Raw genomic sequence first — 16721 nt, 5'->3', positions numbered from 1 at the left:
TTTGAACGTTGCGCAGCAACGGCCCGTAGGGTGGCGGGCAGGACGCCCGCCATAAACTGCCAGACATCAAATAAAGTAAAGGGCCCAATCGAAAGACTGGGCCTTTTTGCATTTATCTTTCTATGGAAAAAGTTATCGGGTAATGACGCCGACGCGTTTTAAACATCTTCGTAGAGTGGATAAAAACCGTTTTAGTCAACGTGATTTCCCTCCATATATCCGCCTGAACCATCGAATGTGAACCGTGCTGAAGTAGATGTACAAACGGCTTTTACTTACGCCTCTAATAAGCAATAGAGATATTCTCTGAGGACTAAGAATCTGGCCCATTAGGCTATTTTATTTGCCAGTTTGGCCCTGGGACAGTGCTCAAAATCCTCATGTATTACGTGTATGCTCCGGTTTTTATCCAGACTGTCTGTAATAATTACGCCTAATGACCACGCTCTAAGTCTTACTGTATAAAGCCTGTTTGTAATGCGGCTTACGATGCTATCAAGCTACAATTTTGTCTGCATCGGACAAGGAATAGAATAAATACCATTGGGATGGGCGAGTAAGAAAATAGAGCGTTTTATCGTGTTAACTTTCGGGGGATAGGCTGAATAGATTACGTCGCTGAGTATCCTTACGATTACTGAAAGCGCGGCATTGCCGCGCCTGCATGTATCATTTAGAAAGCGCAATGATACCCATCGTCAAGCCTGCTACCGCCGCAGCGCCGCCAGCAATAGCGCCTGCTGTCTCCCAGTTATCCTGCGTAGTACCTTTCATACATGTATTGGTATGAACCAGCCGCCCTTGATCGTCATAAACCGGTACGCAGGGAGAATCATGTGCACAACCTGCCAATAAGGTGGTAAGCAATGCAACTGGAATTAGTCTTTTCATGGTGTTACCTCATTAATCAGCGTTTCGCGAAGTACAGCAACGTAAATGCTGGCTCTAACCGCTGCGAAAACGAGAGTTATTCTACCACCACAGAAAAAATGGCCGACATGAGGAATCATCTCAATTCATGTGAATTGTAAAAACTATGGAGAATGCAGAAGTAAGCGGAGAGGGGGGAATAGCGGAGATAAAGACGTACCGTTTAAAAAGGCGTCCGAAGACGCCTCTGTTTACCGGTTAATCATGATGGCGATTAAATCGGCGTTTTACAACAACGAAGAATACTGGCACGAAGAAGATAGCTAATAAGGTTGCGGTTAACATTCCCCCCATAACCCCTGTGCCTACTGCGTTCTGTGCCCCACTACCTGCGCCACGACTGATAACTAACGGCATTACCCCGAGAATAAAGGCCAGCGAGGTCATTAGAATAGGACGTAAACGCATACGGGATGCTTCCAGCGTCGCTTCAATCAATCCACGTCCTTCTTTCTCAATGAGATCTTTGGCGAACTCGACAATCAGGATGGCGTTTTTAGCAGAAAGGCCAATAGTGGTTAACAAGCCGACCTGGAAGTAAACGTCATTATTCAGGCCGCGCAATGACGCTGCAAGCAGAGCGCCAACCACGCCGAGCGGTACGACCAGCATTACCGAGAACGGAATTGACCAGCTTTCATACAGAGCGGCAAGGCAGAGGAAAACGACAATGAGTGAGATTGCGTACAGCGCCGGCGCCTGGTTACCTGACAACCGTTCCTGATACGACATACCTGTCCAGTCATAGCCAATACCGTTTGGCAGCTGTGAAGCCAGGTTTTCCATTAACGACATTGCTTCACCGGTGCTTCGTCCGGGTGCTGCTTCGCCAAGCAGTTCCATTGACGGCATCCCGTTATAGCGTTCCAGGCGTGGCGAGCCATAAATCCACCGTGCTGAGCTAAAGGTAGAGAAGGGCACCATCTCGCCATTGGCGCTGCGTACATAAAGATTGTTGATATCTCCCGGCAGCATACGGAACTGAGCGTCAGCCTGAACGTATACTTTTTTCACTCGTCCGCGATCGATAAAGTCGTTAACGTAATAGCCGCCCAACGCCGCGGAGATGGTTTCGTTGATATCAGACAGCGAAACACCGAGCGCCTGCGCTTTTTCTTGATCGACATCCAGCTTGAACTGTGGCGTATCTTCCAGCCCGTTCGGGCGTACGCGCACTAATAGATCAGGATGCTGCGCGACCATACCCAGGAGTTGATTACGCGCTTTTGTTAACGCATCGTGACCGAGTCCTCCCTGATCAATCAGTTCAAAGTCGAAACCTGTCGCGGTACCTAACTCGACAATTGCCGGCATGTTGAAGGGGAACACCAACCCGTCGCGAATCTGGCTAAAGGCGCGTGTCGCTCTGGCGATAACGGCTTCGACGCTATTTTCTTCACCGTTACGCTCTTCCCAGGGTTTAAGGCTGACAAATGCCATCCCTGAGTTTTGTCCCTGACCGCTAAAGCTAAAGCCGTTTACGGTAAACACGCTTTCGACGTTCGCTTTTTCATTATTCAGGTAGTAATGAGTGACTTGATCCAGCACTTTCTGCGTACGTTCTTGCGTAGCGCCAGAGGGGAGCTGAATCATGGTCAGGAATACCCCCTGATCTTCTTCCGGCAGGAAGGAGGTCGGGAGGCGTAAAAACAGAACCGCCATTCCGACTACAATAAGTAGATAGATAATGAGATAGCGACCCGTATTACGCACGATGCCGCTTACGCTGTTAGTATAGTGGTTAACGCTGTGGTCAAACCTGGTATTGAACCAGCCAAAGAAGCCGCTTTTTTTCTCGTGATGTTCAGCAGATACGGGTTTAAGCAGCGTAGCGCATAGCGCTGGTGTCAGAATCAACGCAACCAGAACGGATAGCGCCATTGCTGAAACAATAGTAATAGAGAACTGGCGATAAATTGCCCCGGTCGAGCCGCCAAAAAAGGCCATCGGGATAAATACCGCAGACAGTACCATCGCGATACCAACCAGCGCTCCCTGAATCTGCGACATGGATTTTTCCGTCGCCTCTCGGGGAGAAAGGTTATCCTCCATCATTACACGTTCAACGTTTTCTACGACCACTATCGCATCGTCAACCAACAGCCCTATCGCCAGTACCATGCCGAACATCGTCAGGGTATTGATGGAATAGCCAAAGGCGGCGAGTACCGCAAAAGTGCCTAGCAACACGACAGGAACAGCGATGGTAGGAATCAGGGTTGCCCGGATATTCTGTAAAAACAGATACATTACCAGGAACACCAGAATAATCGCTTCAAACAGCGTTTTTACCACTTCGTGGATAGATATTTTTACGAAGGGCGTTGTGTCATAAGGATAAACCACCTTCATTCCCTGAGGGAAGAAAGGCTGCAGTTCCGCCAGTTTCGCTTTGATTGCGGTTGCGGTATCCAGCGCGTTAGCGCCGGTCGCCAGTTTAATACCGAGACCGGAGGCCGGTTTACCGTTAATGCGCGCTACAACGTTATAGTTTTCACCGCCAAGCTCAATACGCGCGACATCTTTGAGATGGACGACAGAGCCGTCGGTATTGACGCGCAACGTAACTTTGCCGAACTCTTCCGGATCTTTCAGACGCGTTTGGGCGATGATTGAGGCGTTAAGCTGCTGGCCCGGTAATGCTGGCGTGCCGCCCAGTTGGCCTGCCGCAATTTGGTCGTTCTGTACTTTTAACTGGTTGATGACGTCAACTGGCGTGAGCTGGTATTTATTTAGCAGATTCGCATCCAGCCAGATACGCATGGCGTACTGTGCGCCAAATAGCTGAACGTCGCCCACACCATTCAGACGGCTGATAGAATCCTTAATGTTAGAGGCGACATAGTCAGAGATGTCGTCCTGGGTAGTGTTCGGATTATCCGAGACGAACCCGGCGACCATCAAAAAGCTGCTGCTGGATTTTTCAACGCTAATCCCCTGCTGCTGGACTTCTTGCGGCAGTAAAGGCGTGGCGAGCTGCAATTTATTTTGCACCTGAACCTGCGCGATATCCGGATCGGTTCCGGACTGGAAGGTCAGGGTGATGGTCACGCTACCAGCAGAGTCGCTGGTAGAGGACATATACATCAGGTTATCGATGCCGTTCATATTTTGTTCGATAACCTGAGTAACCGTATCCTGTACCGTCTGCGCATCCGCGCCAGGATAGGTTGCAGAAATAGAAACCGCTGGCGGCGCAATGGTTGGATACTGCGCAACGGGAAGTTGCATTATTGCCAGTGCGCCCGCCATCATCAGGATAATGGCCAGAACCCAGGCGAAAATAGGACGTCTAATAAAAAAGTTTGCCATGTACGGTTACCTTATTGCGCCGTTTTCGCTGCAGGAGCATCGGTAGTGGCTTTCACCTGGACGCCCGGTCGCGCTTTTTGTAAGCCGCTGACGATGACCTTATCGCCCGGTTTTAACCCTTCGCTGATGAGCCATTTATCGCCAATAGCCTGCGCCGCCACGACATTGCGGGCTTCGACCTGGCTTTTATCGTTAACCACCATCACCATTGCGTCGCCGCGCGGCGTGCGGGTTACGCCCTGCTGGGGGACAAGGATGGCATTGGGCTGGACGCCTTCATCAATGCGGGCGCGCACAAACATACCGGGAAGCAGACTGTGTTGCGGGTTAGGGAAAACCGCCCTGAGCGTGATAGAGCCGGTGCTTTCATCTACGGTAACGTCGGAAAATTGCAGCGTGCCTTTAATCGGGTAGACCTGACCATTTTCCATTACCAGTTGAACCGTGCTACTGGCGCTGTCTTTATGCAGGTTACCTTGTTCGACGGATTGCTTGAGTCGCATAAAGTCGTTGCTTGATTGCGTCACGTCGACATAAATCGGGTCGAGTTGTTGCACGGTAGCCAGTTCAGTTGACTGACCATTAGTCACCAGCGCGCCTTCAGTCACATTAGATTTTCCTATACGCCCGCTGATGGGCGAGGTGACTTTGGTATACGCAAGGTTAATACGCGCGCTTTCAACAGCGGCTTTTGCCGCCACAACGGCGGCATCGGCCTGGCGGGCGTCGGCAATCGCCTGATCATATTCCTGTTGGCTGATATATTTTGTGCCGACCAGTGGAACATAGCGTTTGACCGTCAGGTGCGCGATAGCCGCAGCCGCTTCGCTTTTAGCAAGTTCGCCTTTAGCGCTGTCATAATCGGCCTGATAAGTGGCAGGATCGATCTGATAAAGCGACTGTCCGGCCTCTACATCGCTACCTTCGGTGAAGTTTCTTTTAAGCACGATCCCGCTCACCTGGGGGCGAACCTCCGCAATGCGAAATGCGGACGTACGTCCGGGAAGTTCGGTCGTTACGGCTAGCGGCGCTGTTTCGACCACATGGACGGTGACTTGCGGCTCGCCGGCATGAGCCTGGGTATCTCCCTGGTCATTACAACCGGCCAGCAGCGCAGCAGAGAATATGATGAATGAGGGCAGGAGTGAAAACCTGGCATGTTTCGTCATTACTGTTCCTTAAAAAACCGAAAGCTCGTTATTCACCGGATAACGGTAAGGCGTTAACGCGCGAAAAATAGAATAGCAGTGGGGTATCCTACAAATTATTAGCTTGTGATGTAAGCAATACTTATTTTGGGATGGGGTTCACGGCACATAAAAGCAAAAAAAAAGAACTATTCCCTGTCGTTTCATAATGTCCCGATTAGTAAAATCATGATGTTGAATAACATAATTAGAAATATATATTTTATATGAATATGTTTTATTAATTTATTTGTTTTTATTATTGATTTGGCGATATTGTGCGAAATAAAAATAGCTGTCTCTCGTCTGACTAAAAAGGACATGGTAAAGTTGTTTTTTGTGCTGAGTATTTTATCAGCGTATTTATCGTTTTTATGGTCCAGGATATCTTAATTATGGCGAAGAAAACGAAGGCGGATGCGCTTAAAACGCGGCAACATTTGATTGAAACCGCTATTGCGCAGTTCGCTTTGCGCGGCGTTGCCAACACGACGTTGAATGATATCGCTGATGCCGCTGATGTCACGCGGGGCGCCATCTACTGGCACTTTGAGAATAAAACGCAGTTGTTTAATGAGGTTTGGTTACAGCAACCACCTTTACGCGAACTTATTCAGGATAGGCTTACGGGATGCTGGAATGACAATCCTTTACAGGATCTACGAGAGAAATTTATTGCAGCCTTACAATATATTGCGGCAGTGCCTCGTCAGCAGGCATTAATGCAGATTTTATATCATAAATGTGAATTCCATAATGGTATGATATCGGAACAGGCCATTCGGGAGAAGATGGGTTTCCATCATCAGTCGCTGCTTGAAGTATTACAGCGATGTATGGATAAAAAGCTGATCTCAGGCAGTCTTGATCTGGATGTCATATTAATTATTCTGCATGGTAGTTTTAGCGGAATAGTAAAGAACTGGTTAATGAATCCCACAAGTTATGATCTTTATAAGCAGGCGCCTGCATTAGTCGATAATGTATTAAAAATGCTAAGCCCGGATGGCAGTGTGAGGCAATTAATGCCAAATGAACAACAGGCGGAAGAAGCCTGAGATTATTTTGAGTTGATATTATATATTTACCTTGTGAATATATTGGCAGGGTCCCGAATATCGCGAGCAATTTCCTCTGCCGTACGCGGCTTGCCAAGCAGGAACCCCTGAAGCGTATGGCATCCTAACTGGGTCAAAAATTGTTGCTGCGTTTCATTTTCTACCCCTTCTGCCACAATTTGCAGATTTAACGCTTTCGCCAGCGCGACAATAGCCGCAACAATGGTCGCGCCGTCGCTTGCCTCGCTGAGTTCATGTACGAAAGCGCGATCAATTTTTAGTTCGCACGCCGGAAGACGTTTCAGATAGAGAAGGCTGGAATAACCGGTGCCAAAGTCGTCAATAGAGGCCTTAACCCCCATTTCCGTTAATCTGGTGAGTATAGCGACGCTTTGCTCTGGCTTGTTCATCGCCGTGGTTTCGGTGATTTCCAGAATCAATAAATCGGGACGGATACTGTGTCGGGTCAGGCTCCGCGTAATGGTGTCCACAAGCCCGGGCTGCTCAAATTGTAAGGCGGACAGGTTTACCGCCACTGACCATAAGGTGTATCCCTGTAAGTGCCACTCGCGTAGCTGTCGACACGCCTCGTCTATCACCCAGCTACCGATAGTGACGATAAGACCCGTTTTTTCCGCCAGTGGTAAAAACTGGTCAGGATTCAGTACGCCTTGTTTTGGATGATACCAGCGCAACAGGGCCTCAAATCCTACAATGGGGCCGGCAGGAGCCTGAAATTTAGGCTGATACACCAGCCTGAGCTCTTGTCTTTCCAGCGCCAGCCACAGGTCATTCATTAGCTGAAGTTGGGTTTGCGCCAGCATATTCATTGATGGCTGAAAGAAATGGTATCCGTTACGCCCCGTATGTTTCGTGTGGTACATTGCGGCATCGGCGTTGAACATCAGTTCCCGTTCGTTTTTTCCGTCCAGCGGATAGAGCGCTATTCCCACGCTAAGGGTGACGACCAGTTCATACAGATCTATCGTAAAGGGCGCATCTATCGAATGTACCAGCGCGCTGGCAAGGGAAGCCGCTTCGTCAGGCGCGCTGACTTCTGCAAGCAGCACAAATTCGTCGCCGCCAATCCGCGCCAGGGTAAACTGCCCGCTCAGCGGTTGGTTCAGACGATGCGTGACCGCCACCAGTAGCTTATCGCCGATATCATGACCATAAGCGTCATTAATAGCTTTAAAGCCATCCAGATCCATAAACAGTAGCGCGAAAGACGTGCTTTCCCGATTCGCTTTGCTGATGGCCTGTTCCAGACGATCCTCAAGGAGTACCCGGTTTGGTAAACGGGTGAGCGTATCATGCAGCGCCAACTGCGCCAGTTCCTGGTTCGCCTGCGCCAGTGAAGAGGCAAGTAGTGCGGTACGGGCCTGAAGCCGGGCGTCAAATAAAGAAACCAGCAGAGTAATGCCCAGGATAGTCAGCGCGACCACGCTGACAAGAACAGCCAGCCAGTTGCTATCGACGCCACGATGCTCCATCGGCCAGTTTTGGGGAAAGTGTGCGGCCTTCATACCGGCGTAATGCATGCCGGCGATAGCTATTCCCATTAATACCGCGGCGCCTGCTCGCCTCAGGGCGACATCTGTTCCCTCATTACGCAGGCGGAACGTGAGCCACAGCGCGCCGCAGGACGCCAGTAGCGCGATAATGATAGAGAGGGCAACCCACGCGCTATTCCAGACGATAATGGAAGCAAATTGCAGCGCCGCCATCCCGGTATAATGCATTGCGCTGATGCCCAGTCCCATCACCAGCGCGCCCGGTAGTAAACGGCGCAGGCGCAGTTTTTCAGCGCTAACCAGCCATAGCGCAAACAGGGAGGAGCCGATCGCGATCAGCATGGAGAGGCCGGTGAGGAACGGATCGAAGCGCATGTTCATCGCGTGATCCATCGCCAGCATCCCGACAAAATGCATCGCCCAAATACCGACGCCCAGCGCGAAGCCGCCGCCCATTAGCCATATTCTGGCGTTTGATCGGGCGCTTCCGGCTACGCGTCCGGCCATATTTAATGCGGTATAGGACGCAAAAATAGCGACAGCAAATGAAACCGCCACAAGGATGTGGTTGTACTCACTAACCGGCATGTATCATTAGCTCATTGGTTATGCAGGAAAAGAACAGGACGAGACAGTATCACCCCTTCTTTTATCCTCAACGTGTTTTAATTCCCTGTTTTTATAAGGGATAAAAGAAATCCGGGCGATAAATAATCATAGGTTAAATCGCCCGATTCGCTACTCCAGATCGGTACAATTGATCAATTTAAGAGGGTTAACCGAATCCATGTTTCGGCACTTATCCTGTTCAGTCGCCATCAATTCGATCCATTGCATCAAAAGCGCATCAAAAAGAAAAACGGAGACGGCAAAAACAACCAGCCACCAATACTTACGTATCATCGTCAAATCCTGTGTATTCATGCCCATGCGTGCTGGGAATATACATGAAATTTTGACGCTGAAAAGCGGACTTACAATGCTTTTACTTCTCTGAAGATAGCGCGTTTATCCCGACATTTCGCTGCTTTTTGGACAGGTTTTGTGTTTTTCTCTTTTTGACTTTTGCAAGTTCATTTTCTGAATAATGCGAAGTGACGCTCAATCTTCTGAGCCCCATTTTTACGTACTCATTATTGAGTTCAATACCGATAAACTTACGACCTGACGCCGCTGCGACAGCGCCTGTGGTGAAACTGCCCGCGAAAGGGTCCAATACGGTATCGCTCGGGTTAGAAGAGGCCAGTATGATCCGTTTTAACAGCGCGCTGGGCTTTTGCGTAGGATGGTTTTCATATTCATCCATCAGATAACGTACGCGAGGAAATGACCAGACGTTGCCCGGCACTTTTTTCTGATTGTATGGTTGAGGCGGGTTTTTTCGATAATCGATTAGCGCGCGCTTAGCGCCCGTAGTGGTCTCGACCAGAATCGCGTCACGGTTAAAGGTATAGCTTTTCGGGTTCTTTACCATCATCAGGATCGGTTCATACATAGAACCAAAGTATTTTTTCGCCTGCACCCCGGAACTATCATAGGACCAGACGATACGGCTTTTGATGGTAAAAAGCGTTCGGCATTTGAGATCGATATACGGCATATTTTCTGTGCTATTCATGATGTACATGGTGCCGTGTTTCTTCAGTACGCGGTGGCACTCATCAATGCATTCATACAGCCAGGCCAGAAAAGACGCTTCGTCCCAGGATTCCACCATACCGTCGAAATCTTTTCCGATATTGTAAGGCGGATCGGCAAAAATTAAGTCAATGCTTTCAGAAGGCAGTTTTTTAAGTTCTGTTAGCGCGTCACCGTGAATAATCTTCTTCGATTCATCGCCAAAGTACTGAGGTTCACATTCCGCTTTCATGACCAAATTCCATGTGATGCGTATAAAAAAGGCGCTTCCCCATGCCGAGTAGCGCCTTTTTAAACAAGCAGTTAGCTAATCGAAATTAGTTCATGCCGTATTTTTTTAATTTTTTACGCAGCGTACCACGGTTGATGCCCATCATCAGAGCAGCACGGGTCTGGTTACCACGGGTGTATTGCATCACCATGTCCAACAGGGGCTGTTCTACTTCAGCCAGTACCAGCTCATACAGGTCATTAACGTCCTGACCATTCAGTTGAGCAAAATAGTTCTTCAGTGCCTGTTTAACCGAGTCACGCAGGGGTTTTTGGGTTACCTGATCCTGAGAGTTAACGGTAGAAACGGTCAGTACGTCAGAATTTACGCGTTGTTCGAACATAGTTCTGTCAGCTCTTTATTTCTGTTTACGCAAAATTTTCGAAGTATGCCTCCAACGCCTCCAGCTGTTCGCTGGCGTCCTCAATAGCGTTGAATGTGCGCCGAAACTGGTCGTCTGGAGCGTGCTCCTGGAGATACCAGGAGACGTGTTTACGCGCGATTCGGTACCCTTTTGCCTGACCGTAAAAGTCATGCAGTTCCCGAACATGCGTGCAAAGCAAGCGCTTTACCTCTGCCAGCGGCAGCGGCGGAAGCAGCTCCCCAGTGTCCAGATAATGCTGGATTTCCCGAAAGATCCAGGGTCTTCCCTGAGCTGCGCGGCCTATCATCAGGGCATCCGCCCCTGTATAGTCGAGAACAGCTCTGGCTTTATGCGGGTTAGTAATGTCGCCATTCGCGATAATCGGAATGGAAACTTTCTGCTTAACTGCCCGAATACTGTCGTATTCAGCTTCTCCGTTGAACAAACAGGCGCGGGTGCGGCCATGGATGGTCAGAGCCTGAATACCACAATCTTCAGCCAGTTGGGCAATCTCTACGCAGTTACGGTGTTCCGGCGCCCAGCCGGTGCGAATCTTGAGAGTCACAGGAACGTCCACTGCGTTTACGACCCCGATGAGTATAGACTTCACTAAATCCGGGTACTGCAAGAGGGCTGAACCTGCCAGCTTACGATTCACTTTCTTCGCCGGGCACCCCATATTGATATCAATAATCTGGGCGCCGCTTTCCACGTTAATACGTGCGGCATCGGCCATCTCAACAGGGTCGCTACCGGCAATTTGCACCGTGCGAATACCTGGCTCATCAACGTGCACCATCCGTAAACGAGATTTATCGCTTTCCCACACTTGCGGGTTAGAAGACATCATCTCGGATACTGTCAATCCTGCTCCCATCTCATAGCACAGCGTCCGGAAAGGTCTGTCAGTAATGCCAGCCATGGGCGCTGCGATCAGGCGATTTCTGAGCTGATATTGTCCGATGCGCATGAGTTAAGAAATGACCATACTGTGACTGCAAGGCGGCGTATATTACGCATTTTTTGCACGAGATGAAAGGCCAAACTTTGAACAATCCACTGTTGTAGATCAATGAATCGTGCTTAAAAACAGCAAAATAAATTTATAATTCAGTAAAATCATAGGGTTATTTATTATTGACGGTTTTGTACGCGCTTACAAATTCCCGTAACTTCTCTATATTTCTTCGTCCAGAAACAAGATAAACGGGATAATCTGCTTTTTTTATAAGCTAATTACCCCAAATGAATGGGATCGCCGTCTCGTTTCAGGACAAGATCACTTCCCGCTGCGCGTGATTTTTCTCCATTGCCAGTCGGAAGGCGGCGCACAGATGCGCTTTTGTGTTCATGAACGGCCCGCATAAATTTTTCCAGCTGCGCTGAAGAGCGCGTTAGCGGATGCTGCAGAACAACCCGGACAGCATTTACTAAGCGCGAGGGCGATGGCTGCGACCCGTTAAAACACCAGTACCTTTTGTCCGCTGGTAGCAGCTGTTTATCCAGACGGATAGTGACAAAGAAGTCATTTCAGGCATTCATTTGATGAATTTAATGATGTCTCGGTGCCTGAAAGGCGTTAAGGCAGCTGTGTGGAGAAAAGCGTGGCCGGGCGACCACGCTGACAAGAATTATTTCTTACGGCCCGTAATGCGGCACCACTCTTCTTTTTCGACGACCGGATCGAGAGTGAAAAGCTCGGCGTAAGCATCACAGACGCTTTCCGCCTGGCTGGCGAGAATACCTGAAAGCCCCAGCAGACCGCCCTCAACGGGCAGTACGCTGATTAACGGGGCCAGTTCGCGTAATGGGCCTGCCAGGATGTTAGCGACGACCACGTCGGCTTTCATGGCTTCTGGCTGGTCTTGCGGCAGGTACAGCTCCAGCCGGTCAGACACGCCGTTGCGTTCGGCATTATCGCGACTGGCCTGAATAGCTTGCGGATCGATATCAATACCAATCGCCTTTGCCGCTCCCAGCTTCAGCGCGGCAATCGCCAGAATGCCTGAACCGCAGCCAAAGTCGATCACGGTTTTGCCGTTGAGATCGAGCCCGTCCAGCCATTGCAGACATAAAGAGGTGGTGGGGTGCGTTCCCGTACCGAACGCCAGTCCCGGGTCGAGCATCACGTTGACGGCATTCTCGTCCGGAATGTCACGCCAGCTGGGACAAATCCACAGACGCTCGCCAAAACGCATCGGATGGAAATTATCCATCCATTCGCATTCCCAGTCTTTATCTTCCAGTTGTTCGATTTTATGGGCAAATCCGGCACCCAGCAGCGGATGTTGCTCCAGAATCGCGACAACGTCTTTCATGTCGGTTTCGGCGTCGAACAGACCGATCACATCGGTATCGCCCCACAGACGGGTTTCGCCCGGCAACGGCTCAAAAACCGGCGTATCGTGCGTATCCTGAAAGGTAATGGAAACGGCGCCCGCTTCCATCAGCGCATCACTCAGCTCTTCAGCATTCGCGCCGGTGGTATTCAGTTTCAATTGGATCCATGGCATGGCAAAACTCTTTATTTATCAGTAGACAATACGGTGGCTTGCGAAGCGGAAGAGCCGAATCGGTTTCCGATCAGAAAAGCCAATAAACTTAACAGTAACGCGGGCACAATCGGATGAAAGCCCAGGTACTGAATATTAAATGTGGCAAGCAGGGCATATAGCACGCCGCCCACGATCATGGCGCTTAGCGCGCCTGCCGCGTTTGCCCGCTCCCAGTAAAGGCCCAGTACCAGCGGCCATAAGAACACCGCTTCCAGGCCGCCAAACGCCAGCAGGTTGAGCCAAATGATCATCTCTGGCGGTTTCCATGCGGCCAGCAGCAACAGCGCGCCTAGCAGTAATGTAATCGCTGCCGACATACGCTTCAGCCGGATCTCATTTTGCATCTGATCGGGGCGCAGGTTGAGATAGAGATCTTTAATGATCGTCGCGGAACTTTGCAGCAGTTGGGCGTTAATTGTTGACATGATCGCCGCCATTGGCGCAGCAAGGAAGATCCCGGCGGCAAACGGCGGCAAAACTTTCACCATTAGCGTTGGGATCACCAGGTCCGGCACCGTCAGATCCGGAAGCACCGCGCGACCCAGCGCGCCGGCAAGGTGCATCCCGAACATTAAAATCGCCACGACAATCGTACCGATAATAATGCCCCGGTGTACCGCTTTACTGTCTTTATAGGAGATGCAGCGCACCGCCGTATGCGGCAGGCCAATCACGCCAAAACAGACCAGTACCCAAAAAGAGGTCATAAAGGCGGGAGAAAGTATGTCATCGGCGCCCTGCGGCGTTACCAGTTTGGGGTCGAGAGCGTGCAGCGTGTCAACGGCCTGACTTAGACCGCCCGCCGCATGGACCACGCCCACCAGCAGCACTATCGTGCCGACCAGCATCACCAGGCCCTGTAGCGTATCGTTAAGTACGCTGGCGCGAAAGCCGCCAAACGCCGTATAGAGTGCGATACTGACGCCAAATATTAGCAGGCCGGTTTCGTAGGGAATTCCCGCCGCGGTTTCCAGCAGTCGCGCGCCGCCGATAAATTGTACGGTCATTGCGCCAATAAACGCGACCAATAAACTCAGGCTTGCCAACCACACCAGCAGGCGGCTTTGGTAACGAGCGAATAGCATATCGTTAAGCGTGACGGCATTATAGCGACGCGCCAGGATAGCGAATTTTTTACCCAGAATACCCAGTGAAAGCCAGACGGCGGGAAGCTGGATCATCGCCAGCAAGACCCAGCCCAGACCGTATTTATAAGCCGCGCCGGGACCGCCGATAAAGGAACTGGCGCTAATATAGGTGGCGGTAAGCGTCATCGCGAGCACGATCCCGCCCATCGAACGGCTGCCAAGAAAATATTCGTTTAAAAAGGTGCCGGCGGTACGCTTGCGCATAGCGTAAATCGAGACTCCGAAGACCACGATCAGATAGGCTACCAGTGGTAGAATGACCTCAAGCTGCATTGTCATCCTCCAGCGGAATATCGCGATAAATGAATTTCACCATCGCCCAGCACAGCAAAATAAAGACCAGCGGCGTCAATAAGCAGGCCATCTCGAACCAGTGCGGCAGACCGGTAATTCCCGGCGAGTCTCCAGGTAAGTAAGCAGCCACTAACCATGCCGCCAGATAGCAAAGGGTCAGCCACAGCGCCCAGCGCGCCTCTTTATGGGCCTGAACAAAACGAGCGTCCATTTTTTGTCCCTTATGGGTGAAGAAAGCGGGAATTGTACATGATGGGGCATCGCTATCCCCAGAAATAAAAAAGGCCGGATTCACCGGCCTTTTGAGACTAACGTGCGATTACTTTTCCTGAAGACCGAGTTTTTTCTCCAGATAGTGGATGTTGGTTCCACCGTGCTGGAAGTGCTCGTCATTCATGATGCGGGTCTGCAGATCGATATTGGTTTTGATACCATCGATAATCAGTTCCTGCAGGGCATTTTTCATTCGGGCAATCGCCACGTCGCGGTTTTCACCGTAGCAGATGAGTTTGCCGATCATGGAATCATAGTACGGCGGTACCGTGTAGCCCGCGTAGATATGGGATTCCCAGCGAACGCCAAAGCCGCCAGGCGCATGGAAGCGCGTGATTTTGCCTGGGCTTGGCAGGAAGGTGTTCGGATCTTCGGCATTGATACGGCATTCTACCGCATGGCCTCGAACGACAACTTCGTCCTGTGTGATCGACAGCGGCTGACCCGCCGCGATGCGCAACTGCTCTTTGATCAAATCGACGCCGGTAATCATTTCAGTCACCGGGTGTTCAACCTGAATACGGGTGTTCATTTCGATGAAATAGAACTCGCCGTTTTCGAACAGGAATTCGAACGTCCCTGCGCCGCGATAGCCGATGTCTACGCACGCTTTCGCGCAGCGTTCGCCGATATAGCGACGCAGTTCCGGCGTAATGCCTGGCGCCGGGGCTTCTTCAACCACTTTCTGGTGGCGACGCTGCATGGAACAGTCGCGTTCCGCCAGATAGATAGCGTTGCCCTGGCCGTCCGCCAGCACCTGAATTTCTATGTGGCGTGGATTTTCCAGGTATTTTTCCATGTATACCATGTCGTTGCTGAAAGCTGCTTTCGCTTCCGCTTTGGTCATGGAGATGGACTGCGCCAGTTCAGCATCGCTACGAACCACGCGCATACCGCGGCCGCCGCCGCCGCCGGACGCTTTGATGATCACCGGATAGCCAATACGTTTGGCATGAGCGCGGTTCGCATTCATATCGTCGCCCAGCGGGCCGTCAGATCCTGGTACGGTCGGCACGCCCGCTTTTTTCATCGCGGTAATCGCGGACACTTTATCGCCCATCAGGCGGATGGTGTCCGCTTTCGGGCCGATAAAGATAAAGCCGGAGCGTTCAACCTGCTCGGCAAAATTGGCGTTCTCAGAAAGGAAGCCGTAACCCGGGTGGATTGCCACCGCGCCGGTGATTTCAGCGGCGCTAATGATAGCCGGGATGTTCAGATAACTTTTTACGGACGGTGCCGGGCCAATACAGACCGTCTCATCCGCCAGCAATACGTGTTTTAAATCGCGATCCGCGCTTGAGTGCACAGCGACGGTCTTGATGCCGAGTTCTTTACAGGCTCGAAGAATACGTAGTGCGATCTCGCCGCGGTTGGCGATGACAATTTTATCCAACATGTTCGCCTCGTTACTCGATGACGACCAGTGGCTCGTCAAATTCTACCGGTTGACCACTTTCGACCAGAATCGCTTTCACAGTACCTGCTTTGTCAGCTTCGATCTGGTTCATCATTTTCATGGCTTCAACGATGCACAGGGTATCGCCCACGTTCACTTTCTGGCCCACTTCGATGAACGCTTTCGCGTCCGGGCTTGGGGTGCGGTAGAAAGTACCAACCATTGGGGAGCGTACGATGTGACCACTGATTTCCGCTGCGGCAGGCGCTTCCATTGCTGGAGTAGCCGCTGGCGCGACAGCGTTAGACAGAGCGGGTTGCTGCATCATCGGCGCCGCATAAGCCTGCTGCATCACCGGAAAACCGGCGTTTGCCGTTGTGCGGCTGATGCGAACAGATTCTTCGCCTTCAGAAATTTCCAGTTCGGAGATACCTGATTCTTCAACCAGCTCGATCAGTTTTTTAATCTTACGAATATCCATGAGTGGGTTCCGTACTCTTTGTTTAGTGTGATTGTGACAGGCGTTTTAGCGCCGTCTGTAAAGCATGTGAATGACTGCCGCGGGTAAAATACCGCGCATCTTTGATTTGCCTGTTATGCCGTAGCACCCGAAGGTGAAATTCATGATTTGCCAGTCATTGTGTGGCTATCTTCTGCCATTTTCGGGCAAAAAACAAAATATACCTTCATTGCACGATTGTCACCCTTTCTGCGAACGAAAATCGCCGTTGGGCAATGTAAAGTCGCACATTATAACTATTTCGTCGCAATTGGCAGCTAA

At 50.7% G+C, this 16721-nt stretch carries 14 protein-coding genes; 1 reads left to right on the top strand and 13 read right to left on the bottom strand.

Features of this window, described 5'->3' with window-relative positions; all coding sequences use genetic code 11:
* Positions 1-669: 669 nt before the first annotated feature.
* The 3 genes from ACLD11_RS01340 to ACLD11_RS01330 all read right to left on the bottom strand — a co-directional run bounded on the left by ACLD11_RS01340 (position 670) and on the right by ACLD11_RS01330 (position 5411).
* Positions 670-891, bottom strand: a complete 222-nt coding sequence (locus ACLD11_RS01340; protein ID WP_000825645.1) for a membrane protein — start codon at positions 889-891, stop codon at positions 670-672.
* Positions 892-1128: 237 nt separating this feature from the next.
* Positions 1129-4242: an efflux RND transporter permease subunit gene (locus tag ACLD11_RS01335; RefSeq protein WP_411014432.1), complete on the bottom strand. Its 3114-nt coding sequence runs from the start codon at positions 4240-4242 to the stop codon at positions 1129-1131.
* Between the two features lie 11 nt (positions 4243-4253).
* On the bottom strand, positions 4254-5411 hold the full coding sequence (locus ACLD11_RS01330; RefSeq protein ID WP_000160383.1) for an efflux RND transporter periplasmic adaptor subunit: 1158 nt from the start codon (positions 5409-5411) through the stop codon (positions 4254-4256).
* A 413-nt stretch (positions 5412-5824) separates the two neighbouring features.
* On the opposite strand from ACLD11_RS01330, the gene envR reads away from it, so the two are divergent.
* Positions 5825-6487, top strand: coding sequence for an acrEF/envCD operon transcriptional regulator (gene envR, locus ACLD11_RS01325; protein WP_001085725.1), 663 nt, complete (start codon positions 5825-5827; stop codon positions 6485-6487).
* A 26-nt stretch (positions 6488-6513) separates the two neighbouring features.
* Here the strand turns inward: envR and ACLD11_RS01320 are convergent, their stop codons facing one another.
* From ACLD11_RS01320 to accB, 10 genes are all read right to left on the bottom strand, one after another.
* Positions 6514-8589 carry a putative bifunctional diguanylate cyclase/phosphodiesterase gene (locus tag ACLD11_RS01320; RefSeq protein WP_411014431.1) on the bottom strand — a complete coding sequence of 692 codons (2076 nt, stop codon included), beginning with the start codon at positions 8587-8589 and terminating at the stop codon, positions 6514-6516.
* A gap of 150 nt (positions 8590-8739) precedes the next feature.
* A complete protein-coding gene (locus ACLD11_RS01315; RefSeq protein WP_000620015.1) occupies positions 8740-8904 on the bottom strand; it encodes a DUF2556 family protein in 165 nt (54 codons plus the stop codon).
* An 82-nt stretch (positions 8905-8986) separates the two neighbouring features.
* Positions 8987-9871: an adenine-specific DNA-methyltransferase gene (gene yhdJ / locus ACLD11_RS01310; protein ID WP_000642611.1), complete on the bottom strand. Its 885-nt coding sequence runs from the start codon at positions 9869-9871 to the stop codon at positions 8987-8989.
* An 85-nt stretch (positions 9872-9956) separates the two neighbouring features.
* Positions 9957-10253, bottom strand: a complete 297-nt coding sequence (gene fis, locus ACLD11_RS01305; protein ID WP_000462905.1) for a DNA-binding transcriptional regulator Fis — start codon at positions 10251-10253, stop codon at positions 9957-9959.
* A 25-nt stretch (positions 10254-10278) separates the two neighbouring features.
* Positions 10279-11244, bottom strand: a complete 966-nt coding sequence (gene dusB / locus ACLD11_RS01300) for a tRNA dihydrouridine synthase DusB (protein WP_001219664.1) — start codon at positions 11242-11244, stop codon at positions 10279-10281.
* Positions 11245-11905: 661 nt separating this feature from the next.
* Positions 11906-12787, bottom strand: a complete 882-nt coding sequence (gene prmA, locus ACLD11_RS01295) for a 50S ribosomal protein L11 methyltransferase (protein WP_411014430.1) — start codon at positions 12785-12787, stop codon at positions 11906-11908.
* An 11-nt stretch (positions 12788-12798) separates the two neighbouring features.
* Positions 12799-14250, bottom strand: coding sequence for a sodium/pantothenate symporter (gene panF / locus ACLD11_RS01290; protein ID WP_001175684.1), 1452 nt, complete (start codon positions 14248-14250; stop codon positions 12799-12801).
* Entirely contained in the window at positions 14240-14482 is a 243-nt protein-coding gene (locus tag ACLD11_RS01285; protein ID WP_000340017.1) for a YhdT family protein, read from the bottom strand. The genes panF and ACLD11_RS01285 overlap by 11 nt, the downstream gene beginning before the upstream one ends.
* Positions 14483-14590: 108 nt before the next feature.
* Positions 14591-15940 carry an acetyl-CoA carboxylase biotin carboxylase subunit gene (gene accC, locus ACLD11_RS01280; RefSeq protein WP_000884627.1) on the bottom strand — a complete coding sequence of 450 codons (1350 nt, stop codon included), beginning with the start codon at positions 15938-15940 and terminating at the stop codon, positions 14591-14593.
* A 10-nt stretch (positions 15941-15950) separates the two neighbouring features.
* Positions 15951-16421: an acetyl-CoA carboxylase biotin carboxyl carrier protein gene (gene accB / locus ACLD11_RS01275; protein WP_000354626.1), complete on the bottom strand. Its 471-nt coding sequence runs from the start codon at positions 16419-16421 to the stop codon at positions 15951-15953.
* Between the last annotated feature and the right edge of the window lie 300 nt (positions 16422-16721).

Origin of the sequence: Salmonella sp. 741265116_PST, from assembly GCF_046567715.1 — a bacterium.
Classification (GTDB): Bacteria; Pseudomonadota; Gammaproteobacteria; order Enterobacterales; family Enterobacteriaceae; genus Salmonella; species Salmonella enterica.
The sequence above is the reverse complement of the archived record's forward strand: the minus strand, read 5'-3'. Positions and strand labels throughout refer to the sequence as shown.

What these genes read in the sequence shown, in the direction of transcription:
- ACLD11_RS01340 (WP_000825645.1), bottom strand. Translation starts at nt 891, where the DNA reads ATGAAAAGACTAATTCCAGTTGCATTGCTTACCACCTTATTGGCAGGT.
- ACLD11_RS01335 (WP_411014432.1), bottom strand. Translation starts at nt 4,242, where the DNA reads ATGGCAAACTTTTTTATTAGACGTCCTATTTTCGCCTGGGTTCTGGCC.
- ACLD11_RS01330 (WP_000160383.1), bottom strand. Translation starts at nt 5,411, where the DNA reads ATGACGAAACATGCCAGGTTTTCACTCCTGCCCTCATTCATCATATTC.
- envR (WP_001085725.1), top strand. Translation starts at nt 5,825, where the DNA reads ATGGCGAAGAAAACGAAGGCGGATGCGCTTAAAACGCGGCAACATTTG.
- ACLD11_RS01320 (WP_411014431.1), bottom strand. Translation starts at nt 8,589, where the DNA reads ATGCCGGTTAGTGAGTACAACCACATCCTTGTGGCGGTTTCATTTGCT.
- ACLD11_RS01315 (WP_000620015.1), bottom strand. Translation starts at nt 8,904, where the DNA reads ATGATACGTAAGTATTGGTGGCTGGTTGTTTTTGCCGTCTCCGTTTTT.
- yhdJ (WP_000642611.1), bottom strand. Translation starts at nt 9,871, where the DNA reads ATGAAAGCGGAATGTGAACCTCAGTACTTTGGCGATGAATCGAAGAAG.
- fis (WP_000462905.1), bottom strand. Translation starts at nt 10,253, where the DNA reads ATGTTCGAACAACGCGTAAATTCTGACGTACTGACCGTTTCTACCGTT.
- dusB (WP_001219664.1), bottom strand. Translation starts at nt 11,244, where the DNA reads ATGCGCATCGGACAATATCAGCTCAGAAATCGCCTGATCGCAGCGCCC.
- prmA (WP_411014430.1), bottom strand. Translation starts at nt 12,787, where the DNA reads ATGCCATGGATCCAATTGAAACTGAATACCACCGGCGCGAATGCTGAA.
- panF (WP_001175684.1), bottom strand. Translation starts at nt 14,250, where the DNA reads ATGCAGCTTGAGGTCATTCTACCACTGGTAGCCTATCTGATCGTGGTC.
- ACLD11_RS01285 (WP_000340017.1), bottom strand. Translation starts at nt 14,482, where the DNA reads ATGGACGCTCGTTTTGTTCAGGCCCATAAAGAGGCGCGCTGGGCGCTG.
- accC (WP_000884627.1), bottom strand. Translation starts at nt 15,940, where the DNA reads ATGTTGGATAAAATTGTCATCGCCAACCGCGGCGAGATCGCACTACGT.
- accB (WP_000354626.1), bottom strand. Translation starts at nt 16,421, where the DNA reads ATGGATATTCGTAAGATTAAAAAACTGATCGAGCTGGTTGAAGAATCA.